Origin of the sequence: Nocardioides sp. IC4_145 (assembly GCF_011250565.1) — a bacterium.
Lineage (GTDB): Bacteria > Actinomycetota > Actinomycetes > Propionibacteriales > Nocardioidaceae > Nocardioides.
Window position 1 is genome coordinate 23,927 of the sequence record NZ_JAANMS010000039.1, and the last position, 23,297, is coordinate 47,223.

Here is a 23,297-nt window from a genome sequence, read left to right on the forward strand (position 1 = left end):
CCACTCCGCCCCCGAGTCTAGGAGCGGGCGCGAGGGCTCAGGTCCGGGCTCAGACCCAGGTCGTCTGGTGCTCGACCGGCGACTCGGCCGCGCGGGCCGGCATCCGCAGCAGCACGAGGGCGGCGAGCAGGGCGGCGACCGCGCAGATCGACCACACGGTGAGGTAGCCGCTGAGCGGCGCCTGGCCCTCGTCGGGGCCCTCGAGCGAGCCGGTCGCGGCCAGCGCGATCGCGAAGACCGAGGAGGCGAGCGCGCCGCCGACGGTCTTGGTCGCGTTGGTCATGCCGGTCGCGAAGCCGGTGCGCTCGGCTGGCGCGGCGGCAGCCGCGGTCGCGGGGAGTGCGGCGACCAGCGCGCCGGAGCCGAGACCGATCACGGCCATGTTGGTGAGCGCCTGGGCGGTGGTGTCGTGCAGCGGCAGCCACAGCGCGTAGCCGAGCGCGACCAGCAGCGCGGAGCACACCAGCGCGTTGCGGGCGCCGAGCAGCCGGGAGGTGAGCGGCAGCGTGAAGGCGCCGATCGCCATGAAGACCACGTAGACGCCGATCAGCGTGGACACGAACGACGCGCTCGCGCCGAGGCCGTAGCCGGCGACGTCGGGGTCGGTCCGCGCGAAGGTCGACAGCGGGATCTGCGCGCCGAGCACCGACATGCCGAAGAGGAACGCCGTGAGCTGCACCGGCCACTGGCCGGCGGAACGGAGCAGGCGCACGTCGACGATGGGGTCCGGCCGCGCGTCCTCGTGGCGCACGAAGGGCACGAACGTCGCCAGGCCGGCCAGCACCAGCGCCCACGCCAGCACGCTGGTGGGGCCCTCGAGCCGGATGACGACGAGGCCGGCCATCACCAGGCCGAGCGCGGCGATCACCAGCGCCAGCCCGCCCCAGTCGAAGCGGCCCCAGTCGACCCCCTCGGGCGACTCGCCCGGGACGTCCTCGACGCCGAACCAGATGACGACCAGGCAGATCGTCACCGCGATCGCCGGCAGGGCGAGCAGCACGTTCATCGAGGTCGCCTCGACGAGCGCCCCGGAGGTCAGCGCGCCGATGATGACGGCCAGCTCGAGCGCACCGACCAGCACGGCGGCGGACCGGCGGGTCAGGAGCGCCTGTCGCCCGCTGCCGGCGGTGCGCCGGTGGATGATCGCGACCTCGAGCGGCAGCCACACGACGTACGCGCCCTGCAGCGCCCACCCGATGAGGAACGTCGTGAAGCCGGGCGCGAACGCCAGGACCCACGACCCGAGGGCGGTGACGGCGGTGGAGAGGAGCAGCACCTTCTTGTGGCCGACCAGGTCGCCGAGGCGGGCCAGCGGCGGCACGACCAGCGCGGAGACGATCAGCTGCGCCGCCTCGAACCAGTTGACGTCGGCGTCGCTGATCCCGAGGTGGTCGGCGATGTCGCTGAAGATCGGCGTGTAGTAGCCCTGGAGGACCCCGCTCGCCAGCTCGACGACGACGAGGAAGCCGACGACCGCGGCGAGGCCGCGCACCCGCGGGTCGGACGTCAGGCCGGTGCTGCTGCCGGTGGGGGCGGTCATGAGGGGAGCCTCTCGATCAGGCGGCGGTACCACCGCACGCCGTCCAGGAACGCGTCGACGCCCAGGTGCTCGTCGTAGGAGTGGATCGACTCGCGCTGCGCCTTGGTCATCCGGAACGGCGCGAACCGGTAGACCCGGTCGCAGATGCGGGTGAAGAAGCGCGAGTCGGTGGCGGCCATCATCACGTACGGCGACGGGACGGCGTCGGGGAACAGCTCGGCGATCGTCGTCTCGATGAGCCCGAACGCCTCGTCGCGCGGGGAGACCGGGCTCGGCTCGTCCTGCTCCACGACGTCGATGTGGACCTCGTCGTCGGCGACGACCTTGCGCACGTGCTCGAGCACGCCGGCCACGGTGTCGCCGACCATGATCCGGATGTTGACGCCGGCCTTCGCGGTCGCGGCGACCACGTTGAGCGCGGGGCTGCCCGAGAGGGTGGTGACCGCGAACGTCGTCCGTGTCATCGCCGCGGGCTCCGGCCCGGCCGCGATCAGCGCGCGGGTGAGCACCGGGCCCAGGCGGCCGGCGTTGGCCATCAGCGCGCGCAGGGGCAGTGGCGCGTGCGGCGCCAGCCGGCGGAAGAGCTCGATCGTCGGCTCCGGCGTGCTGGCCGGCATGGGGGAGCGGTCGATGCGGGTGATCGCCCGGGCGATGCGTGCGGTCGGGCCCATCCGTGCCGGGGTCGAGGCGTGGCCGCCGCGGCCCTCGACGCGCAGCTCGAGAGAGGTCACGCCCTTCTCGGTCACGCCGACCACCCCGACGGGAGCGGCCACGCCCGGGAACGCCTCGCTCGCGACCGCCCCGCCCTCGTCGAGGACGAACCACGGCCGCACGTCGCGGCGTACCAGCTCCTCCACGGCGAGCGTCGCGGCCTCGCCCGAGACCTCCTCGTTGCAGCCGAAGGAGAGCCAGACGTCCTGCGCCGGCACGAATCCTTCCTCGAGGAGCGTCTCGACCGCCTCGCAGATCCCGGCGACGCAGCCCTTGTCGTCGAGGGTGCCGCGGCCCCAGATGTTCCCGTCGACGACGTCGCCGGAGAACGCCGGGTGCTGCCAGGTGCCCTCGACCGGGACGACGTCGAGGTGAGCCATCAGCACGACCGGCCGCTCCTTGCTGCGGCCGGGCCAGCGGAACAGCAGCGCGTGGGTGGGGATGCGGGTCAGCTCGAGCCGCTCGTGCAGCAGCGGGAACTGCCGCTCCAGCTCGACCAGCAGCCGGTCGAACGCGTCGGTGTCGACCAGCGACCGGTCGCGATGGCTGACCGTCGGGATGCGCACGAGCGCCTGCAGCTTCCCGACGGCGCGCGCGTGGTCGCGCGCGCCTCCCCCTGTGCTCTCCCCGGGCGTCACCGGCGCGACGCTACCGCGCCGCGACGGTCTCGGATGCGAGATCGGCACACCGGGTGGGTGCTTGTCCGGCGCGGGCCGTGACGGTGGGATGGGCGCGTGCCCGACTCACCAACGACCGCGGTGGACGACGTCCTCGACCGGCTTGCGCGGCCGGCGTGTGGGCGAGCCGGCGGCGCCGAGGTCCGGCACCCGGTGGCCGACGGTGATCGCGCCGACCGGGTCGAACTGCGGCGGGATGCCGAAGGCGTCCTTGAGCGCCGGGTAGGCCTCCGGCGGCACGCCGATGAAGCACGCCCCGAGCCCCTCGTCGACCGCCGTCTGCAGGATCAGCAGGCTGGCCATCGCGGTGTCCATGTGCCAGAACGGCATCGGCCAGCGCGACTCCTCCTGGTCGGTCCAGCCCTTGTCCGGCTCGGCGTAGCGGCCCAGGTAGGCGGCCTTGCTGCTGCACGGGACGATCACCACCGGCGCGGTCATCATCCCGGCGAGCCACGAGTCCGGCTCGGCCATCGCGTCGGGTCCGGCGGTCGACTCCCAGTAGCGGTGCACGTCCTCGGGGGTGTCGAGCACGAGGAAGCCCCAGCCCTGGCTGAAGCCGGCGCTCGGCGCCCGGGTCGCGTTGTCGACGAGGCGGGTGACGACGGCCGGGTCGACCGGCCGCTCGTCGTACCTGCGGACCATGCGGCGGCGACGGACGACGTCCTGGAACTCCATGCGCGGAAGTATGGGGCCTGCCGTGGCTGACCCACGTGCGACCGTCGACGACTTCGAGCGGATGTGGGCGGACCTGGCGCCGGTGGGCCGGTCGGCCGCGACCGGTGGGTACCTCCGGCAGCCGTGGACGAGCGCGGAGCTCGAGCTGCGGGCGTGGTTCGCCGAGCAGGCGGCCGCGCGCGGGCTGGTCGTCGAGACCGACGCGGTCGGCAACACGGTGGGCTGGTGGGGAACGGGGACGGGCCCGGGCGTGCTGACCGGGTCGCACCTGGACTCCGTCGTGGACGGCGGGGCGTACGACGGCCCGCTCGGCGTGGTCTCCGCGCTCGCGGCGGTCGACCGGTTGCGCGAGCGCGGCGTGGTGCCCTCCCGACCGCTGGGCGTGGGGGTGTTCGTCGAGGAGGAGGGCTCGCGGTTCGGCCTGGCCTGCCTCGGGTCGCGGCTCGCGACCGGGTCGGTCACCTGGGCGGACGTCGAGGGACTCACCGACCGCGACGGGGTGCGGCTGGGCGACGTCGTGGAGGGCGGCTCGTCCTCCCTGCTCGAGGGCGTCGGGTGCTTCGTCGAGCTCCACGTCGAGCAGGGCCGGGCGCTGGTCGACCTGGACGCTCCGGTCGGGGTGGCGAGCGGGATCTGGCCGCACGGCCGGTGGCGCTTCGACTTCGCCGGGACCGCCGACCACGCCGGCACCACGCGGATGGAGGACCGGGCCGACCCGGTGCTGACCTTCTCGATGACGGCACTCGCCGCGAACAAGCAGGCGCGGCTGGCCGCGCCGGACGCCCGGGCCACCTTCGGCCGGGTCGAGGTCGCGCCCAACGGCACCAACGCCATCCCCTCGCGCGTCTCGGCCTGGCTCGACGCGCGGTGCTCGTCGGAGCCCGCACTGACCGCGTTGGTCGCTGCGGTGACCGAGCACGCCGTGGCGCGAGCCGAGCGCGACGGGACCTCGGTGACGGTGACGGCGGAGTCGGTCTCGGGTGCGGTGTCGTTCGAGCGGCCGCTCGTGGACCCGGTCGCCGGTCGGCGGCGGTGGCCGGTGCTCCCGACCCAGGCGGGCCACGACGCGGGCGCGCTGTCGGCCGCGGGCATCCCGAGCGCGATGCTCTTCGTCCGCAACCCGACCGGCGTCTCGCACTCGCCGGCCGAGCACGCGGAGATCGCCGACTGCCTCGCCGGCGTCGAGGCGCTGGCCGACGTGCTCGAGGAGTCGCTGCGGTGAGCGACCGGCTGCTGCTCGAGCGGGCGTGGGTGGACGGCAAGGTCCGCGACGACGTGCTCGTCGTGGTGGAGGGCGGGCGGTTCACGGCGGTCGTGCCGGGTGCCTCGGTCGCCGGTGCCGACGCCGAGCGGGTCGCCGGGCTCGCGTTGCCCGGGCTGGCCAACTGCCACAGCCACGCCTTCCACCGGGCCCTGCGCGGGCGGACGCAGCGGGGGAGCGGGACGTTCTGGACCTGGCGGGAGCAGATGTACGACGTCGCCGGCCGGCTCACGCCGGAGGGCTACGGGCGGCTGGCGCGCGCGGTGTTCCGGGAGATGGTCGCCGGTGGGATCACGACGGTCGGGGAGTTCCACTACCTGCACCACCGGCCGGACGGCACGGCGTACGACGACCCGAACGCCTTCGGCCACGCGCTCGCCGACGCCGCCCGGGACGCCGGGATCCGGCTGGTGCTGCTCAACGCGTGCTACCTCAGCTCGGGGTTCGGTGCGCCGCCCACGACCGCGCAGCTGCGCTACGTCGACGGGTCCGCGGCCGGCTGGAGCGACAGGACCGCGCGGTTGACCGGTTCTGTCGCCGCGGGCCGGCTCCGCGTGGGGGCGGCGATCCACTCGGTGCGGGCGGTGCCGCGCGAGGAGCTGGGCGCGTTCCGGGACCGGGCGCCGCTGCACGTGCACCTCTCGGAGCAGCCGGCCGAGAACGACGACTGCCGGGCGGCGTACGGCGTCACCCCCACGCGGCTGCTGCACGACGCGGGCCTGCTGGGGCACGGCACGACCGTCGTGCACGCGACCCACCTCACCGACGAGGACGTCGCGCTCCTGGGCGACAGCGGCACGAACGCCTGCTTCTGCCCGACCACCGAGCGCGACCTCGGCGACGGCATCGGCCCGGGCCGGCGGCTGCGCGACGCCGGCGCCCGGCTGAGCCTGGGGTCGGACAGCCACGCGGTGGTCGACCTGTTCGAGGAGATGCGCGCCCTCGAGCTCGACGAGCGGCTCGCGACCCGCACCCGCGGCCACTGGACCGCGGCCGAGCTGCTCGCCGCCGGGACGCGCCACGACAGCCTCGGCGTCGACGACGCCGGCGCGATCGAGGTCGGGCGGCGGGCGGACCTGGTCGTCGTCGACACCCGGTCGGTCCGCACCGCCGGGACGGGCGCCGACGAGCACACGGCCGTCTTCGCGGCGAGCGCGACGGACGTCGTGCGGACGATGGTCGACGGCCGGGTCGTGTGGGACCGGGACGAGGACGGTGCGGCTGAGGCGCTGGGGCGCGCGCTCGCCACGGCGATCGAGGAGGTGTGGCGGTGACCGGCGTGAGCACCCTGCTGACCGGCATCGGCGAGCTGGTCACCAACGACCCGGAACGGCAGGGGGACCGGCGCGACGGTCCGCTCGGCATCATCGAGCGGGCAGCGGTCGTCGTCGAGGGCGCGCGCGTCGCGTGGGTGGGTGCGGCCGCCGAGGCGCCCGCGGCGGACGCGGTCGTCGACGCCGGCGGCCGGGCGGTGCTGCCCGGGTTCGTCGACAGCCACAGCCACCTGGTCTTCGCCGGCGACCGGGCGGAGGAGTTCGCGGCGCGCATGGCCGGCACGGCGTACGCCGCCGGCGGCATCCGCACCACCGTCGCCGCCACCCGTGCCGCCACCGACGAGCAGCTGCTGTCCGGCGCGCGACGGCTGGTCGGCGAGATGCTGCGGCAGGGCACCACGACCGTGGAGGTCAAGAGCGGCTACGGCCTGACCGTCCGCGACGAGGCGCGCAGCCTGGCGGTCGCCCGGATGCTGACCGAGGAGACGACGTACCTCGGCGCCCACGTCGTCCCCGACGGCACCACGCCCGAGGAGTACGTCGCCCTCGTCACCGGTCCGATGCTCGACGCCGCCATCGAGCACGCGCGGTGGGTCGACGCGTTCTGCGAGCGGGGCGCGTTCGACGCCGACCAGGCGCGGACCGTGCTCCTCGCCGGGATGGACCGGGGACTGAGCGGGCGACTGCACGCCAACCAGCTGGGCCCCGGCCCGGGGGTGCAGCTGGCCTGCGAGCTCGGGCTGACCGCCGTCGACCACTGCACCTACCTCGACGACGCCGACGTCGGCGCGCTCCGCGACAGCGGCACGGTGGCGACGCTGCTGCCGGGCGTGGAGTTCTCCACCCGGCAGCCCTACCCGGACGCGCGGCGGCTGCTCGACGCCGGCGTCACCGTCGCCCTGGCGAGCGACTGCAACCCGGGGTCGTCGTTCACGTCCTCGATGCCCTTCTGCGTCGCGCTGGCCGTGCGGGAGATGGGGCTGACCCCGGCCGAGGCCGTCTGGGCCGCGACCGCCGGCGGTGCCCGCGCGCTCGACCGGGACGACGTCGGCGTGCTCGCCGTGGGTCGCCGCGCCGACCTGGTCCTCCTCGACGCGCCCTCGCACGTCCACCTCGCCTACCGGCCCGGCGTCCCCCTCGTCGCCGGCGTCTGGCAGTTCGGGCGCCCGGTGCTCGGCGGCGCCTGAGGTACGCGATGGGCCGGCGGCTGAGGTAGTCGACGGAGCGCGGGATACGCACGTCGTCCGATGTGCGCGGCTACCTCAGCGGACGAACCTGGGGCTTCCGACCGAGCGCACCGACCGGGCGCACCGTCCGAGACCACCGGGAGCCACCGTGATGCACACCCCCTACAGCTACGAGGCCGAGCTGCAGCACCGCCGCCAGCAGATCCGCGCCGAGGTCGCCGACGCGCGCCGTCGCCGCCACCCCCGGCCGCGGTTCCCGCAGTGGCCGACCGGCACCTCCTCGCTCGGCCTGGTCACCCGCCTGACGGCTTGAGCGCGCGCTTGTCGGTGGAGCGGGCCAGGATGGGACCCGTGGCCACCCCACGGGCGCTCGTCGGGCGCGACACCGAGCTCACCGAGACCGCCTCCGCGCTCGGCGTCCTGGGCGACGCCGAGCCGCACCACGACCCGGCCGCGCCCGGCCGCGCCGTCCTCCTCTCCGGGGACGCCGGCGTCGGCAAGACCCGGCTGCTGACCGCCCTGCGCGACCTCGCCGTCGACCGCGGCTGGCGGGTGCTGGCCGGCCACTGCCTCGACCTCGGCGACAGCGCCCTGCCCTACCTCCCGTTCTCCGAGGTCCTCGGCCGCCTCGCCGCCGATCGTCCCGAGCTGGTCGGGCAGGTGACCGCCGAGCATCCCGGCCTGCTGCGGCTGCAGCCCGGGCGCCGGGTGCTCGACCCCGAGCGTGGTGGTGCCGACGGCCGGGACGAGACCTCGGCGCTGGCGCGGGGCGACCTGTTCGAGGCCGTCCACGCGCTGCTGGAGGCAGCGGCCGAGGAGGCGCCCGTCCTGCTGGTGGTCGAGGACGCCCACTGGGCCGACCGGTCGACGCGCGACCTGCTCAGCTTCCTGTTCAGCCGGTCCTTCGCCCGCCAGGTCGCCGTCGTCGCGTCGTACCGCTCCGACGACCTGCACCGCCGCCACCCGCTCCGCCGCCAGGTCGCGGAGTGGAGCCGGCTGCGGGGCGTGGAGCGGGTCGCGCTCGGCCCGCTCCCGGAGGCGGCCGTGCGCGAGCTGGTCGCGCAGCTCGTCCCGGACGGGCTCGACGAGCACGCGCTGCGGACGATCGTCGACCGGGCCGAGGGCAACGCGTTCTTCGTCGAGGAGCTGACCAGCGCGGCCCGAGGGCCCGGCGACTGGGTCCCCGCCGACCTCGCCGACCTCCTGCTCGTGCGGCTCGACCGGCTCGGCGACGCCGCCCGGCGGCTGGTCCGCACCGCCAGTGCCGCCGGCCGCCGGGTCTCCCACGAGTCGCTCGAGGCGGCCTCCGGGCTCGACCCCGCCGCCGTCGACGAGGGGTTGCGCGAGGCGGTCGAGATGAACGTCCTGGTCGCCGACGGTGCCGTCTACTCCTTCCGGCACGCGCTGCTCGGCGAGGCGGTCTACGACGACCTCCTGCCGGGGGAGCGGGTCCGGCTGCACGCGCAGTACGCCGCGGCGCTGCGCGACGGCCGCGCGCACGGCACCGCCGCCGAGCTCGCCCGCCACGCACGGCTCGCCCTCGACCTCGACACCGCGCTGCTGGCCAGCGTCCGCGCCGGCCGGGAGGCCACCGCGGTAGGCGGTCCCGGCGAGGCGGCGCTCCACTACGAGCAGGCGCTCGAGCTGCTCGCCGACCCGCGGCGGCAGGCCGACACCGACGTCGACCTGTCGAAGCTGGTCGTCAGCGCCGCGGACGCGCTCACGCAGAGCGGCGAGCCCGAGCGCGCGGCCGCGCTGCTGCGCGAGCACCTGGACCTCCTGCCCGCGGACGCCTCACCCCTGTGGCGGCCACGGTTGCTGACGGCCTACGCCGCCGTGCTGCTGATCATCGAGACCGACCTCGACCCCGCTGCCGTCGCCGCGGAGGCCGCCGCACTCGCGCCGACCGGCGAGACGCCGCTGCGGGCGCGCGTGCTGACCACCCAGGCGAACGTGCTCGGCTCGATGGGCCGGTGGGAGGAGGCCGAGGCGGTCGGGCTCGACGCGTTGGCGATGGCCGAGCGGCTCGACCTGCCCGAGCTCGCCTCCGAGGCGATCACCACGCTGTCGGCGCTGAAGAAGACCGGTCCGAAGGAGGGCCTGCGCGCCGCCCTCGTCGACGCCGTCGAGCGCGCGGAGCGCAGCGGCGCGATCCACGCCGAGCTGCGCGGACGGTTCTTCCTCGGCCGGTCCTACCAGGACTGGGGCGAGCTGGACACGGCCGCGGACTGGTTCCGCGGTGGCATGGAGCGGGCGGTCGCGGTGGGCCTGCCCTGGGCGCCGTACGGCTTCGAGGCCCGCTGGCAGCTCTCCCTCATCGAGCTCGTCCGCGGGGACTGGGACGCCGCGCTCGCGCTCAGCACCGTGGTCGACGGCGACGCCCCGCCGGTGCCCGGGGCGATCCTCGAGGCGGTGCGGCTGCAGGTGCTGCAGGGGCGCGGCGTCGAGGTCGGCGCGGAGGTCCGGGCGCTGCGCCGGTTCTGGGAGCGCGAGGGCGGGGTGGCGATCCACGCCGCCGAGCTGGCGCTGGTCTGCGCGGGCCGGGCGGGCGACGGACAGGCGGTGCTGGCGGCGTACGCCGACGCCGTGGACGTCCTCGGCCGCATCTGGCACCCGTGGTTCAGCGCCCGCATCCGGCTCGCCGCCGCCACGCTGCGCGAGCTCGCCCCGCTGCTGCCCCGGCTTCCCGCCGGCGAACGGACCGCGTGGGCCGCCGAGGCCGCCCGGTTGCACGCCGACGGCCGCGAGGTGCTCGACCGGGCCGACCCGTCGGTGCACTGGGGACCGGAGGGCCGCGCCTGGGCCGCCCGCCTGCGTGCCGAGGCCCTCCGCGCCGCCTGGCTGCTCGGCGTCCACCCGCCCCCGCAGGACGAGCTGGTCGACGCATGGCGCGCCGCGGTCGCGGCGTTCGAGGAACACGGCCACGTCCACGAGCTCGCCCGCACCCGCGCCGCGCTCGCCGGCGTCCTGCGCGCCGCCGGCGACCCGGCGGGCGCCCGGGAGGTCGCCGACGCCGCGCGCGCCGCCGCCCACCGACTCGGCGCCGTGCCGCTCCTCGACGAGCTGCGCGCCCTGAGCGGCCCGACTCCGCGTGCCGAGGCCTCCGACGCGCTCACCGCCCGCGAGGCGGAGATCCTGGCGCTCGTTGCCGAGGGCCGGAGCAACGGCGAGATCGGCAAGCAGCTGTTCATCAGCACCAAGACCGTCTCCGTCCACGTCTCCCGCATCCTCGCCAAGCTCGGCGCCGCCGGCCGCACCGAGGCCGCCGCCATCGCCCGCCGCCGGGGGCTCGTCGACTGACCGCCCCGCCCGGCCGGGGTCGTCGTGTGTCGGACCACCCCCGTGGGTATCGGCCAGAGGTCCGGACCGACACCAGCCCTGGAGGCCGCCATGACCAGCACCCCCGAAGAGCCCCTCTCCGACGACGACATGACCACCGTGCCCGCCGGCGACCCGACCCAGGGCATCGGTGACTCCGACAGCACCGACTCCGACGGCACCGACGGTGACGCGAGCGACGGCGACGCGACCGACACCACGGACGGCGACGGCAGCGACTCCGACGGCACCGACTCCGACGGCACGGACAGCGACGGCACCGACAGCGACGGCACCGACGGTGACGCGAGCGACGGCGACGCGACCGACACGACCGACGGCGACGGCAGCGACTCCGACGGCACCGACGCCTGAACGACTGACTTGACCGACCACGCCCCCGGGCCGCACCCGGCGCTCGACCTGCTCAGCGGTGACGCCCGGACCTTCCTCGAGAAGGTCTGGGCGTCCCGCGTGCACCTGCACCGCACGGCGCCGGCCGACCTCGTCGGCCTGCTGTCGCTCGACGACGCCGACCACCTGCTGACCTCGACCGCGATCCGCACGCCGTCGGTACGGCTGGCCCAGGACGGCGCAGTGCTGCCGGAGTCGCGGTACACCCGTTCGGCGACGCTCGCCGGCAAGCAGCTGACCGGCCTGGTCGACGGGCGCAAGGCGCTGGCGGCGTTCGCGGACGGCGCGACGATCGTCCTCCAGGGCCTGCACCGCTACCACCCGCCGCTGACCCGCCTGGTCGCCCAGCTCGAGCTCGAGCTGGGCCACCCCTGCCAGGCCAACGCCTACCTGACCCCGCCGGGGTCGCAGGGCTTCGCGGTCCACTCCGACAGCCACGACGTCTTCGTCTTCCAGACCGCCGGCACCAAGCAGTGGGAGGTGCACGGCCAGGACGGCGCCGAGGAGGTGCTGCTCGAGCCGGGACTGTCGATGTACCTCCCGACCGGCACGCCGCACGCCGCCCGCGCCCAGGACACCGTCTCCCTGCACGTCACCATCGGCATCAACCAGCTCACCTGGCGCGGCCTGGTCGAGCGCGCGGTCGAGCCGCTCCTGGCCGAGGTGGCCGACGAGCACCTGCCGGCCGGCTACCTCGACGACCGCGCGCCTCTCGCCGCCGGCCTCGCCGACCGGCTCGAGGCGCTGGCCGCGCGGGTGCGGGAGGTCGACACCGAGGCGTCGGTCCGGTCGGAGGTACGCCGCTTCCTCTCCAGCCGCCCGCCCCGGCTGCCCGGCGGCCTCCACGACGTGCTCCGCGTCGACGCGATCGGCGACGAGACGCCGCTCCGTCGCCGCGCCGGCCACCCCTGCGTGCTGCTCCCCGGGACCGACGGGCGCCTGGAGGTGCTCCTCGGCGACCGTGTGCTCGACGTACCGGCCCGACTCGCGCCCGCCCTGGAGGAGGTCCGCGCCCGCGGCGAGCTGCGCCCGGCCGACCTGGCCGACCACCTCGACCCGCAGTCGCGGCTGGTCCTGTGCCGCCGCCTCGTCCGGGAAGGGCTGCTCGAGGTCCTCGGGTGACGACCGCGCCGTTCCGCTGCGGCGTCGCGAGCGCCGACCGCGGCGAGGAGCCGGCCGGCACCGCGTCGACGGTCCGCGCGTTCCTGCTGCTCGAGCACCCCGGGCCCTGGGGCGTCGACGCGCTCCGGGACGCGCGCCTGCCCGACGGGCTGGGCCCGCGGATCGCAGCAGCCGCAGCCACGGCCCGGGTGCGACCACTGCTGGTCCGCCGGCCCGGGCGCACCCGGGGCGCCACGACGGGCGCCACGACGGGCGCCACGACGGGCGCCGCCACCGGCGACGGGCTGCGGGTCTTCGCGGCGTCCTGCCTGCCGGGCGCGACCCGCCTGGAGTCCGGCACCGTCACCGACCCGCACGAGGTGCTCGACCTCGACCTGGCCTCGCTCCGGGCCGGCGGCAGCAGCGGCCTCGACCCGCACCACGGCACCGTGCTCGCCGTCTGCACCCACGGTCGCCACGACGCCTGCTGCGCCGAGCTCGGCCGGCCGGTCGCGGCCGCGCTCGCCGCCGCCCACCCCGAGGAGACGTGGGAGGTCTCGCACATCGGCGGCGACCGCTACGCCGGCAACCTGCTCGTCCTCCCCGACGGGCTCTACTACGGACGGCTCGACCCCGACGCCGCCCTCGCGGTCGCCGCGGCGCACGCCCGTGACCACCTCGAGTTCGACCACCTCCGGGGCCGCACGGCGTACCCCATGGCGGTGCAGGCCGCCGAGGTCGCGCTCCGCCGCCACCTCGGGGAGACCCGGCGCGACGTCGTGCGGTGGACCGGCCGATCCGTCGAGGGCCCGGCGACGAACCTGGTGACGACAGCCGTCTTCGACGTCGCCGGCCGGACGTGGTCGGTGCGGGTGCGCACCGTGGAGGGTCCGCCCGCCCGGCTCACCTGCCGCGCGACGCGGGACAACCCCACGCCGCGGCACGAGGTCGAGGCGGTGACCTCGGAGGACGACGGATGAGCAGCGCCCCGCGGGCCGACCTCCCCGTCCAGGTCGTGGCCGGCCCCCGCCGCCACGGGGTCGTGGAGTACGCCGCGCAGCTGGCGCAGGCGCTCGGTGCGCCCTCGCTGGTGGGCGGGCCGGAGCTGCTCGACGGGCCCGCGCCGGACGGGCCGAGCCACCTGCACTTCACCGAGCGGCTCCTCGGCCCGACCCCGGCCGACGCGGTGCGCCGCGTCGTGCGGTGGTGCGAGCGGACGCCGACGACGGTCACGCTGCACGACGTGCCGCAGCCGTGGGCGTCCGAGGAGCGCGCGCACGCCTACGCCGCGGTGGTCCGGGCCGCCGCCGGTTGGGCGGTGAGCAGCCACCACGAGGCCGACCTGCTGCGGCGGGTGCTGGCCCGGGCCGGCGCCGACCTGCCGCCGGGTGCGGTGGTGCACCTGCCCGTCGTGCCTCCCGCGAGACTGCCCGCCCGTCCCGCACCCCACGACGGGCCTGCGACCCTGGCCGCGCTCGGCTTCGTCTATCCCGACAAGGGCCACCGCGAGCTGCTCCAGGCGGCGACCGAGCTGCGGGCGCGCGGCCGGGAGGTCGACGTGGTGTGCCTGGGCTCGCCGGTCGAGGGCCACACCGACCTGCTCGAGGAGCTCCACCGCCGGGCGGCGGCCGGCGGGTTCGGCCTCACGGTCACCGGCTGGCTGCCCGACGACGAGCTGTCGACGGTGATGGCGCGGGCGACGGTGCCGGTCAGCGGCCACCGCCACCTGTCCGCGTCCGCCTCGGTCAACCGGTGGCTCGCCGTCGGCCGCCGACCGCTGCTGCTCGACGGCCCCTACGCCCGTGAGGTCGACGCGCTGCGCCCCGGCGCCCACGTCCTGCACGACGACGCCGGGCTCGTGCCGGCCCTCGAGCGGGCGCTCGACGACCCCGCCTCCACCTGGCTGCCCGCCGGCGAGGTGCCCGGACCGGACGTCGCCGCGACCGCCCGCCAGTACGCCGCGTGGTGGGCCTCGGTCCACCGCGCCGTCGCCGACCCGGTCCAGCCGGTGCTCGTGCCGTTCCCGTGACGCCCGCCCGCCGTCCCACTCAGCCGCCCGCGGGCGGCACCGTCCCGGCCAACCGCTGGGACCTCGCGCCCCGCCGGACCGGGCCACCGCCGACCGTCACGGTGGTGGTCACCCACCACGAGCAGCCCCGCGAGCTGGCCCGGACCCTGCACGCGCTCACCCGGCAGACCCACCCGGCCGACCGGCTCGAGGTCGTCGTCGCCGACGACGGCTCGGCCTCCCCGCCCGAGGTCCCCGCGGGCGTTCGGCTGGTCCGCCAGGCCGACGAGGGCTTCCGCGCGGCGGCGGCCCGCAACCTCGGCGCGGCCGCCGGCACCGGCGAGGTGCTGGTGTTCCTCGACGCGGACACCACGCCGGAGCCGGGGTACGTCGCAGCGCTCAGCCGGCTGCCGCACCTGCTGCCGGAGGCGCTCGTCGTGGGCCGTCGTCGCCACGCGGACCTCGCCGGCGTACCGGCCGACGCGCCCGTGGAGGACGCTGGACCGGCGCACGAGCTGCCGTCGCCGGCCTGGCTCGCCGACGGCTACGAGCGCACGCGCGACCTGCTCGACGCCGACGACACCTCCTACCGGTTCGTGCTGTCCGCCGTCGCCGCCTGCAGCCGGTGGCTGCACGAGACGATCGGCGGGTTCGACCCGACCTTCACCACCTACGGCGGCGAGGACTGGGAGTGGGCGGCCCGCGCCTGGCGGCACGGCGCGGTGCTGGCCCACGACCCGGCGGCCGTCACCTGGCACGACGGGCCCGACTTCGCCGACCGGGCGACCGCCGCGGACCGCGAGCGAGCGCTGGCCGAGACCCTCGCGCTCGCCCGCCGGGTGCCCGCGCCGGGCGCCGCGCCCCACGGCCTGCGGATCGGGCCGGCCGACCCGGTCGTCACGGCCGACGACGGGCTCGACGCCACCGGGCTGCTCGTCGGGCTCGACAGCCTGCTGGCCGCGCTGCCGGCCGCCCGGGTCCGCGTCGACACCGCTGTCGCCGACCTCCTGGTCGGTGACCCGCGCGTCACCGCCGACCCGGTCGACCCCGTCGCGACCGACGCCGGCTGGCACCTGCACCTCCACGCGCCCGCCCGGGGACCGGCCGAGGCGTGGCGGGGCCTGGTGGACCGGCTCGCCGGCCGGGACGCCCCGGCCCGGCTGCTGCTGACCGGCCCCGACGACGCGCCGCTGGTCACGGCGCGCGCGCTGCGCGGCGTACGCCGTCAGCAGCGGTGGGGACGCACCGACCTCTTCCCTGGCCTCACCGAGCCCGCCGCCGACGCCGGCCTGGCGCCGGTGCCGCCCACGACCTCGCTCGAGGCCCACCTCGGCGGGTGGGGCTGACCCGCCACGACGGGGCCCCCGCGACTGGCACAGTGGCCTCGTGACCACCGCCGCCGGGCTGGCCCGGGCCGTCGCCGCGGGTCTCGTCGAGGTCGTCGCGGCCGGCGAGGAGCGCCCGGTCGTGGCGCTGGAGCTCGCCGAGCCCGGCACGCCGGTCGTCGCCGGAGACCTGGTCATCGGCATCGGCGTGCGCGACGTCGCGGAGGCGGCCGCCCTGGCGGAGGCGGGACCCACGGCGGCCGGCCTCCTGCTGCGCCGCCCGCTCGCTCACGCCCCGGAGGTGGCGACGGCCTGCGCCGCCCACGGCGTCGCGCTGCTCGCGCTCGCCGACGGCGCCGGCTGGTCCCCGGTGGTCGGGCTGCTGCGCACCGCGCTCGAGCAGGCGGCGGCCACGGGGCCCGGAGACGGGCCGGTCGACGACGTCTACGGCGACCTGTTCGAGATGGCCGACACGATCAGCGCGGTCGTCGCGGCGCCGGTCACGATCGAGGACGCCACCTCGCGGGTGCTGGCCTACTCCAGCGGCCAGCACGACGTCGACGAGGCCCGCACCTCCACGATCGTCGGCCGCCAGGTGCCGCGTGCGGTGCGCGAGCACTTCCGGGCGCTCGGCGTCTTCCGGCGGCTGGCGCGCTCCGACGACCCGTTCTTCGTCCCGGCCGGCCAGGACGACGTCAAGCCGCGGTACGTCGTGCCCGTGCGCGCCGGCGGGGAGTGGCTCGGGTCGGTGTGGGCGGTCGTCGACGCGCCCGTCGCCGAGGCGCAGGAGCGCGAGCTGCGGGCGGCCGCCCGGCTGATCGCGCTGCACCTGCTGCGCCTGCGCGCGCACAGCGAGCTGCACCGCCAGGTCCAGCTCGACCGGGTCCGTCGGTTGCTGGAGGGCGGGACGGGCTCCGAGGGGGCCGGCGACGACGGCCGGCTCCCCGACGGCGTGGCGACCGGCCCGTGGCGGGTGGTGGCGCTGACCGGGCCCGCCGGCCGGCTCGACGCGAGCGCCCGCTGCGAGCTGTGGACCGCGTCGGTGCGTCGGCACGGCTGGCGCCGGCCCGTGCTGGCCGACCTCGACGGCGTGGTGCACGCCGTCGTCGGCGAGGGGACCGGGCCGGGGACGTGGTCCTGGCTGGTCGACGTCGTCGTCCGCGAGCACCGCGGCGACCCGGCCGTCGGCGCGGCGGCCGGCGGACCCGTGCCGACCGTCGCGGGGTGGAGCCGCTCGCGGGCGCAGGCGGCCGAGCTGGCCGTGCTGCCGGACCGCGCCCGGCCGGTCGCCACCGCGGAGGAGTCGTGGACAGAGGTCGTCCTCGCCCGGGCGGTCCGCGGTCTCGGCTCGTCCACCGCGGCGCCGGTCGGGTCGCCGCTCCTCGACCTGGTCGCGCACGAGCGCGCCAACGGCGGTCACCTGGTCGACACCCTCGAGGCGGTCATCGACTACTGGGGCGAGCCGCAGCGGGCCGCGCGGGTGCTCGACGTGCACCCGAACACGGTCCGCTACCGGACCGCCCGGCTGGCCGAGGTCTGCCCGATCGACCTCGAGGACCCGAGCCAACGGCTCGCGGCGCGGCTGCTGATCGCCCAGGTCCGCGCCTCCGAGCGCTGACCGGCTCGCGCCGGCGACGGCTCAGCGCAGCGGGTCGACCGCCCGCAGCGCGTCCGGCACCCGGCCGGTCACGACCTGCTCGGCGAGCAGCTTGCCGGTGACCGGGCCGAGCGTGATGCCCCACATGCCGTGCCCGCCGGCGACGAAGACACGCGGGTCGTTGCTGGCGCCCACCAGCGGCAGCCCGTCGGCGGTGCACGGCCGCGCGCCCACCCACTCGTCCTCGCGGTGGTCGAGGTGCGCGCCTCGGAGCAGCTGTCCGGCCTGGTCGACGAGGGCGCGGATCCGCCGCGGGTCCATCGGCGCGTCGACCGCGCGGAACTCCATCATCCCCGCGATCCGCAGCCGATCACCGACCGGCGTGCACGCCACCCGCTGCGTCGGGAAGTACACCGGCCCGCGCGGCAGGTCGTCGACCTTGACCGTGAAGGAGTAGCCCCGACCCGCCTGCACGATCCGCCGCACGCCGAACCGCCGCGCCAGCGTGTCGAGCCGGGCGCCCGTGGCGAGCACGACGGCGTCGAACTCCTCGCCGGCCACGCGCACCCCGCGGCCGGTGGTGACCACGTCGTCCACGTGCACGCCGTCGCGGAGCACGCCACCGCGCTCGACCACCGCGGCGGCGACGGACGCGACGTACGCCGCCGGGTCGACGTACCGCTCGCGGTGGATGCGGATCGCGGTGCCGACCTCCTCCGACAGCGCCGGCTCCGCGGCGCGGGCGGTCGGGCCGTCGACGACGTCGAAGTGCACCTCCTGGCCGCAGGCCCGGATGTGCTCGAACTCCTCGAGCAGCGCCCGGCTGTCCGCCTCGGTGCGGAAGGCGGCCGTGAACGGCTCGGCCGCGAGCGTCCGCGCGGCGACCCCGCCGCGCTCCATCTCGGCGTAGGCGGCCAGCGCGTCGTTGTTCAGCGGGATCAGCGCCCGCATGGCGGCCTGCCAGCGCGCCGGCGTGCAGTTGCGCGCGAACCGGGCCAGGAAGCGCAGCAGCCGCGGGTCGGCCGTCGGCGGCACGTAGACGGGCGACGACGGGCTGAGCACCGCCCGGACGCCGTACCTGAGCACGGACGGCTCCGGCAGCGGCACCGCGATGCTCGGCGTGAGCCACCCGGCGTTGCCCCAGCTGGAGCCGGCGGCGACGCCGTCGCGGTCGAGGACGGTGACCTCGACCCCGCGCTCCTGGAGGTACCACGCGGTGGAGAGACCGACCATGCCGGCGCCGAGGACGGCGACGCGGCGGGGCGAGGGATGCGAGCTGGCCATGTCGCCATGGTCGGCCGCGCGGCCCCGGAACTCCTCGGCCGGCGCCACAGGTCGGCGGCGGCGATTTGTGGTCCCGGCACAACGGCACTCACCGTGACCTGGTTCACACGAACCTGTTGACGCGTGTCAATCGCGAGCCCTACGTTCGCGGCATGCGCGCACCCTCCACCGCCGTCATCGGCGCCGGCATCAGCGGCCTCACCGCGACCAAGATGCTCGTCGACTACGGCGTCCCGGTCACGACGTTCGAGAGCTCCGACCGGGTCGGCGGCAACTGGGCGTTCGGCAACCCGAACGGGCACAGCAGCGCCTACCGCTCGCTGCACATCGACACCTCGAAGCACCAGCTGTCCTTCAAGGACTTCCCGATGCCGGACGACTACCCGGACTTCCCGCACCACACCGACATCAAGGCCTACCTCGACGCCTACGCCGACGCGTTCGGGCTGCGCGAGCGCATCGAGTTCGAGAACGGCGTCGTGCACGCCGCGCGGCTGCCCGACGGCGGTTGGGAGCTGGAGACGCAGCGTGGGGAGACCCGGCGCTTCGACCTGCTCGTCGTCGCGAACGGCCACCACTGGGACCCGCGCACCGCCGACTTCCCCGGCGAGTTCACCGGCGAGTCGATCCACTCCCACCACTACGTCGACCCGTGGCAGCCGCTGCACCTGATGGACAGGCGGATCCTCGTGGTCGGCCTGGGCAACAGCGCCGCCGACATCACCGTCGAGCTCTCCTCGCGGGTGCTGCGCAACGAGGTCACCCTCTCCACCCGCAGCAGCGCGTGGATCGTGCCGAAGCTGATGTACGGCAAGCCCGCCGACATGAACTACCGGACCTACCCGCAGCTGCCCCTGTCCTGGCAGCGCAAGGTCGCCCAGTGGGGCCAGCGGTTCACCGGCTCGGACCCGACCAACTACGGGCTGCCGGCGCCGAACCACAAGTTCTTCGAGGCCCACCCGACCCAGTCGACCGAGCTGCCGCTGCGCCTGGCGTCCGGCGACGTCACCGCGAAGGGCAACGTCGCCCGCCTCGACGGCAGCACGGTCCACTTCGAGGACGGCACCTCCGGCGAGTTCGACGTCATCGTCTACGCCACCGGCTACAACCTGACGTTCCCGTTCTTCGACCCCGACTTCATCTCCGCGCCGGGAAATCGCATCGACCTCTACAAGCGGATCTTCAAGCCCGGCCTCGACGACCTGCTCTTCGCCGGGTTCGCCCAGGCCACGCCGACGCTCTTCCCCTTCGTGGAGAGCCAGGCGCGGCTGATCGCGGCGTACGCCGTCGGGCAGTACGTACCGCCGCCGGTCGCCCAGATGCACGAGGTCATCCGCGCCGACGACGAGCTCTACATGGGCCACATGCTCGACCGCCCGCGGCACACCCACCAGCTGGACTACTTCGTCTACGAGCACCAGCTGCGCACCAGCGAGCTGCCCGCGGGCCGGGAGCGCGTACGCCGGGTCGGTGCGCCGCCGCTCGCCGGCCGGGCCGAGGCGGTCGCCCCGGCTGCCTCGGCTGCCCCGGCCGCCTCGTGAGCCCGGCCGCCACCCGCGGCGACCAGCGCCGGGCGGCGCTGCTGGAGGCGCTCGACCACCAGCTGCGCGACGCGGGGCCCGACGCCCGGCTCGACGACATCAACGTCGCGGACCTGTCCCGGCGGGCGGGCGTGACCCGCTCGGCCTTCTACTTCTACTTCGAGAACAAGGCTGCCGCCGTCGCCGCCCTCATGGACGAGATGGAGGACGACGCCTGGGACGCGGCAGGGCTCCTCGGCGGGGACGGCGCGATGCGCGACCGAATCGAGACGGCGCTGCGGACGGTGGTCGAGGGCTGGCAGCGGCGCACCCACGTCCACCGCGCCATGCTCGAGGCCCGCGCCACCAGCGCCGCCGTGCGCCTGCGGTGGGAGCAGCGGATCGCCGCCTTCGTCGACGTCGTCGCCGCGCTCGTGGAGTCCGAGCGCGAGACGGGACAGGCGCCGCCCGGGCCACCCGCGCACGCGCTCGCCACCGCCCTGCTCGACCTCAACGACCGCACGCTCGAGCGGATCGTCCGCGCCGGCGAGCCCGATGCACCCGACCAGGACCTCGGGCACGACGCCCACCTCGAGGCGGTCGTCCACCTATGGACCACCGCGATCTACGGGAGGACCACGACCCCATGACCACGCAGCAGACGACCCAGCCCAGCCTGGGCGCGCGCGCCGACGTCTCCTTCCCCTCCGCCGGCGTCGAGCTCTCGGGCTGGCACTTCCCGGCGACGACCGACGAGCTCGCGGGCCCCGCCGGCCGGCCGGTCGTCGTCATGGCGCACGGCCTGGCCGGCACGAAGGACTCCGGCCTCGAGCCCTACGCCCGCGGCCTGGCCGCCGCCGGCCTCGACGTGCTCGCCTTCGACTACCGCGGGTTCGGGACCTCCGGGGGCACGCCCCGGCAGACGGTCTCGATGGCGGGCCAGCTCGAGGACTACCGCGCCGCGATGACCGCCGCGAAGCGGCTCGACGGCGTCGACCCGGACCGGCTGGTGCTCTGGGGCGTCTCGCTGGCGGGCGGGCACGTGCTGGCCGCCGGCGCGTCCCGCGACGACGTCGCGGCCGTCGTGGCGCTGACCCCGCTCGTCGACGGGCTGGCCGCCGGGCGCCTGGCGCTCCAGCACCACAAGCCGACGGCCATGCTCCGCTCGACGCTCGAGGGCGTGCGAAGCCGGGTGTCCGGACCGCGGATGATGCCGGTCGTCGCCCGGCCCGGCGAGCTGGGTGCGCTGACGCTGGAGGGCTGCTACGAGGACTACCTGGCGATCGCCGGTCCGAGCTGGCGCAACGAGATCGACGCCGCGGTGGGCCTCGAGCTCGGCGGCCACCGCCCGGCCAAGCACGCCGCCGACCTGCGCTGCCCCCTGCTGGTGCAGATCGCCGACCTCGACCGGAGCGCCCCGCCGCACGCGGCCCTCAAGGCGGCGTTCGCCGGTCGCGGCGAGGTGCGGCACTACCCGTGCGACCACTTCGACGTGTACGCCGGCAAGGACTGGTTCGACGCGGCGCTCGCCCACCAGGTGCACTTCCTCCGGCGCCACCTCGCACCGCCACCGGCGTCCTGACGCTGTCGTAACGCATTTCGCTTCCGCGGTCGCGGGGTGCGACCATCGCGCCTCGTGATCGACCGATGACCAGCACCACCGGCGCCACCCGGGGGGACCGCCTGCGCACCGCCCTGCGCGGGCTGCGGATGGACACCACCCCGTTGCGCGACTCGCGTGACTTCCGCCTGCTGTTCTGGGCCGGCACGGTCTTCTACCTCGGCGGGATGATCACCTACGTCGCGGTGCCCTACCAGGTCTACTCGCTGACCCGGTCGAACTTCGCCGTCGGCGCGATCGGGCTGGTCGAGCTCGTCCCGCTGGTGGTCTTCGGCCTCTACGGCGGTGCGCTCGCCGACCACGTCGACCGCCGCAAGCTGTTGATCTGGACCGGCGTCGCCCAGGCGTTCTTCACCGCCGTGCTCGCGGTCAACGCGTTCCGCGACGACCCCGACGTGTGGGTCGTCTTCGTCGTCGCGGTCTTCCTGGTCTCCTGCTCGGCGCTCCAACGACCCTCCCGCGAGGCGCTGCTGCCGCGGACGGTGCGGCACGACCAGCTCATGGCCGCGAACGCGCTGGGGAGCTTCGGGATCCAGATCGGCGTCCTCCTCGGCCCGGCCATCGGCGGCGTGCTGATCGCGACCGTCGGCATCGGTTGGTGCTTCGCCGTCGACGTTGTGGGGCTCGCCGTCGCCACGATGCTCTACGTGCGGATGCGGTCCTACGCGCACCGCGCCGAGACCACCCCGCCGAGCCTGGCCGGCATCGTGCAGGGCATCAGGTACGCCGCCGGCCGCCGTGACCTGCTCGGCACCTACCTCGTCGACATCGCCGCGATGCTGCTCGCGCTTCCGGTCGTGCTCTTCCCGGCGCTGGTGGAGGAGGTCTTCGAGAACCCCGAGCTCCTCGGCCTGCTCTACATCGCCCAGACCCTCGGCGCGATGCTCGCCACGGCCACCAGCGGCTGGACCAACCGGGTCCACCACCACGGCCGGGCGATCGTGGTGGCCGCCGCGGCGTACGGCGCGTGCGTCGCCGTCGCCGGTGCCATGCCGTCGTTCTGGCTGGTGCTCGTCTTCCTCGGGCTCTCCGGCACCGCCGACATGATCTCCGGCATCTTCCGCGCCACCGTCTGGAGCCAGACCATCCCCGAGTCGATGCGCGGCCGGCTGGCCGGCATCGAGATGCTGTCCTACTCCCTCGGCCCGCTCGGCGGCCAGGTCCGTGCGGGCGTGACCGCCGACCTGTGGTCGGTGCGCGGCGCGATCACCAGCGGCGGTGTCGCCTGCGTGGCCGGAGTCGCGCTCACCGCGGCGTTCCTCCGCGACTTCTGGTCCTACGACGACCGCACCGACCCGCACGCCGTCGCCGAGCGCTCCGTCCGCGCGGCTGCCGGCGAGGCCTGAGCGGCCGCTCACACGACGCTCAGCAGCGCCCCTGGCTCGACGCTCGCGGCCGCGTCCTCGAGCACCTCGCAGAGGTCGGCGTAGTCCTCCAGGGCGACGGTGCCGCTGAGCGTGAGCCCGCGCCGGCCGACGAGCCACGACCACTGCTCGGTGACCAGCTCGGCCCCGATGCCGCGGTGCGCGAACCGCTGGTAGAGCACGTCGCGGCCATCGAGGTCGAGCAGCTCGGTGTCCTCGAGCGCGAACCGGTCCAGGAGCCGCCGGAGGTCGGCCACCGCGGCGGTCCGCCACTCGGCCAGGTCGTCGACGGCGGCCGGCAGCTCGGCCCGGCGCAGGACCAGCTCCGGCGGCACGCCCGACCACGACGGAGCGCCCCGGGCGGCCACGAGCACGTCGGGCGCGGGGTCGGGGTGGGCGTGCCAGCCGGGCGGGAGGGTG

The 23,297-nt window shown here is 75.9% G+C and carries 20 protein-coding genes; 15 read left to right on the plus strand and 5 right to left on the minus strand.

Features of this window, described 5'->3' with window-relative positions; genetic code table 11:
- Nucleotides 1-49: 49 nt before the first annotated feature.
- The 3 genes from G6553_RS15625 to G6553_RS15635 all read right to left on the minus strand — a co-directional run bounded on the left by G6553_RS15625 (nt 50) and on the right by G6553_RS15635 (nt 3,603).
- Nucleotides 50-1,540: an MFS transporter gene (locus G6553_RS15625; protein WP_166194938.1), complete on the minus strand. Its 1,491-nt coding sequence runs from the start codon at nt 1,538-1,540 to the stop codon at nt 50-52.
- Nucleotides 1,537-2,889, minus strand: a complete 1,353-nt coding sequence (locus tag G6553_RS15630) for a M20/M25/M40 family metallo-hydrolase (RefSeq protein WP_166194941.1) — start codon at nt 2,887-2,889, stop codon at nt 1,537-1,539. Before G6553_RS15630 ends, G6553_RS15625 begins: the two co-directional genes overlap by 4 nt.
- Nucleotides 2,890-2,994: 105 nt before the next feature.
- Nucleotides 2,995-3,603: a nitroreductase family protein gene (locus G6553_RS15635; RefSeq protein WP_166194944.1), complete on the minus strand. Its 609-nt coding sequence runs from the start codon at nt 3,601-3,603 to the stop codon at nt 2,995-2,997.
- 22 nt (nt 3,604-3,625) lie between these two features.
- Here G6553_RS15635 and G6553_RS15640 point away from each other — a divergent pair, with 22 nt between their 5' ends.
- The 11 genes from G6553_RS15640 to G6553_RS15690 all read left to right on the plus strand — a co-directional run bounded on the left by G6553_RS15640 (nt 3,626) and on the right by G6553_RS15690 (nt 17,109).
- Nucleotides 3,626-4,825 carry an allantoate amidohydrolase gene (locus G6553_RS15640; protein WP_347565748.1) on the plus strand — a complete coding sequence of 400 codons (1,200 nt, stop codon included), beginning with the start codon at nt 3,626-3,628 and terminating at the stop codon, nt 4,823-4,825.
- Nucleotides 4,822-6,138, plus strand: a complete 1,317-nt coding sequence (locus tag G6553_RS15645; protein ID WP_166194947.1) for a formimidoylglutamate deiminase — start codon at nt 4,822-4,824, stop codon at nt 6,136-6,138. The genes G6553_RS15640 and G6553_RS15645 overlap by 4 nt, the downstream gene beginning before the upstream one ends.
- Before the next feature lie 5 nt (nt 6,139-6,143).
- Nucleotides 6,144-7,325: an imidazolonepropionase gene (gene hutI / locus G6553_RS15650; RefSeq protein ID WP_166194992.1), complete on the plus strand. Its 1,182-nt coding sequence runs from the start codon at nt 6,144-6,146 to the stop codon at nt 7,323-7,325.
- 148 nt (nt 7,326-7,473) lie between these two features.
- Entirely contained in the window at nt 7,474-7,638 is a 165-nt protein-coding gene (locus G6553_RS15655) for a hypothetical protein (protein WP_166194950.1), read from the plus strand.
- A 38-nt stretch (nt 7,639-7,676) separates the two neighbouring features.
- The gene (locus tag G6553_RS21860) at nt 7,677-10,625 is read left to right on the plus strand and encodes a helix-turn-helix transcriptional regulator (RefSeq protein WP_166194952.1); all 2,949 of its coding nucleotides are present in this window, start codon (nt 7,677-7,679) and stop codon (nt 10,623-10,625) included.
- A 90-nt stretch (nt 10,626-10,715) separates the two neighbouring features.
- Entirely contained in the window at nt 10,716-11,018 is a 303-nt protein-coding gene (locus G6553_RS15665) for a hypothetical protein (protein ID WP_166194890.1), read from the plus strand.
- 9 nt (nt 11,019-11,027) lie between these two features.
- Nucleotides 11,028-12,179 carry a cupin domain-containing protein gene (locus G6553_RS15670; protein WP_166194955.1) on the plus strand — a complete coding sequence of 384 codons (1,152 nt, stop codon included), beginning with the start codon at nt 11,028-11,030 and terminating at the stop codon, nt 12,177-12,179.
- A complete protein-coding gene (locus G6553_RS22245; RefSeq protein WP_166194958.1) occupies nt 12,176-13,138 on the plus strand; it encodes a sucrase ferredoxin in 963 nt (320 codons plus the stop codon). Before G6553_RS15670 ends, G6553_RS22245 begins: the two co-directional genes overlap by 4 nt.
- The gene (locus tag G6553_RS15680; protein ID WP_166194961.1) at nt 13,135-14,187 is read left to right on the plus strand and encodes a glycosyltransferase family 4 protein; all 1,053 of its coding nucleotides are present in this window, start codon (nt 13,135-13,137) and stop codon (nt 14,185-14,187) included. Before G6553_RS22245 ends, G6553_RS15680 begins: the two co-directional genes overlap by 4 nt.
- Nucleotides 14,184-15,512 carry a glycosyltransferase gene (locus tag G6553_RS15685; protein WP_166194964.1) on the plus strand — a complete coding sequence of 443 codons (1,329 nt, stop codon included), beginning with the start codon at nt 14,184-14,186 and terminating at the stop codon, nt 15,510-15,512. Before G6553_RS15680 ends, G6553_RS15685 begins: the two co-directional genes overlap by 4 nt.
- A gap of 40 nt (nt 15,513-15,552) precedes the next feature.
- Nucleotides 15,553-17,109, plus strand: coding sequence for a PucR family transcriptional regulator (locus G6553_RS15690; RefSeq protein WP_166194967.1), 1,557 nt, complete (start codon nt 15,553-15,555; stop codon nt 17,107-17,109).
- 21 nt (nt 17,110-17,130) lie between these two features.
- On the opposite strand, the gene G6553_RS15695 is transcribed toward G6553_RS15690, so the two are convergent.
- Complete coding sequence (locus tag G6553_RS15695) at nt 17,131-18,420, minus strand: FAD-dependent oxidoreductase (RefSeq protein ID WP_347565749.1); 1,290 nt, start codon at nt 18,418-18,420, stop codon at nt 17,131-17,133.
- A gap of 104 nt (nt 18,421-18,524) precedes the next feature.
- Between G6553_RS15695 and G6553_RS15700 the strand changes: the two genes are divergently transcribed.
- From G6553_RS15700 to G6553_RS15715, 4 genes are all read left to right on the plus strand, one after another.
- A complete protein-coding gene (locus G6553_RS15700; protein ID WP_166194973.1) occupies nt 18,525-19,913 on the plus strand; it encodes an NAD(P)-binding domain-containing protein in 1,389 nt (462 codons plus the stop codon).
- Nucleotides 19,910-20,542: a TetR/AcrR family transcriptional regulator gene (locus G6553_RS15705; protein WP_166194976.1), complete on the plus strand. Its 633-nt coding sequence runs from the start codon at nt 19,910-19,912 to the stop codon at nt 20,540-20,542. The genes G6553_RS15700 and G6553_RS15705 overlap by 4 nt, the downstream gene beginning before the upstream one ends.
- Nucleotides 20,539-21,474: an alpha/beta fold hydrolase gene (locus tag G6553_RS15710; protein WP_166194979.1), complete on the plus strand. Its 936-nt coding sequence runs from the start codon at nt 20,539-20,541 to the stop codon at nt 21,472-21,474. Before G6553_RS15705 ends, G6553_RS15710 begins: the two co-directional genes overlap by 4 nt.
- Nucleotides 21,475-21,539: 65 nt before the next feature.
- Entirely contained in the window at nt 21,540-22,859 is a 1,320-nt protein-coding gene (locus tag G6553_RS15715) for an MFS transporter (protein ID WP_166194981.1), read from the plus strand.
- An 8-nt stretch (nt 22,860-22,867) separates the two neighbouring features.
- Here the strand turns inward: G6553_RS15715 and G6553_RS15720 are convergent.
- On the minus strand, nt 22,868-23,297 hold a 430-nt coding region (locus tag G6553_RS15720), incomplete at its 5' end, for a hypothetical protein (RefSeq protein WP_166194984.1).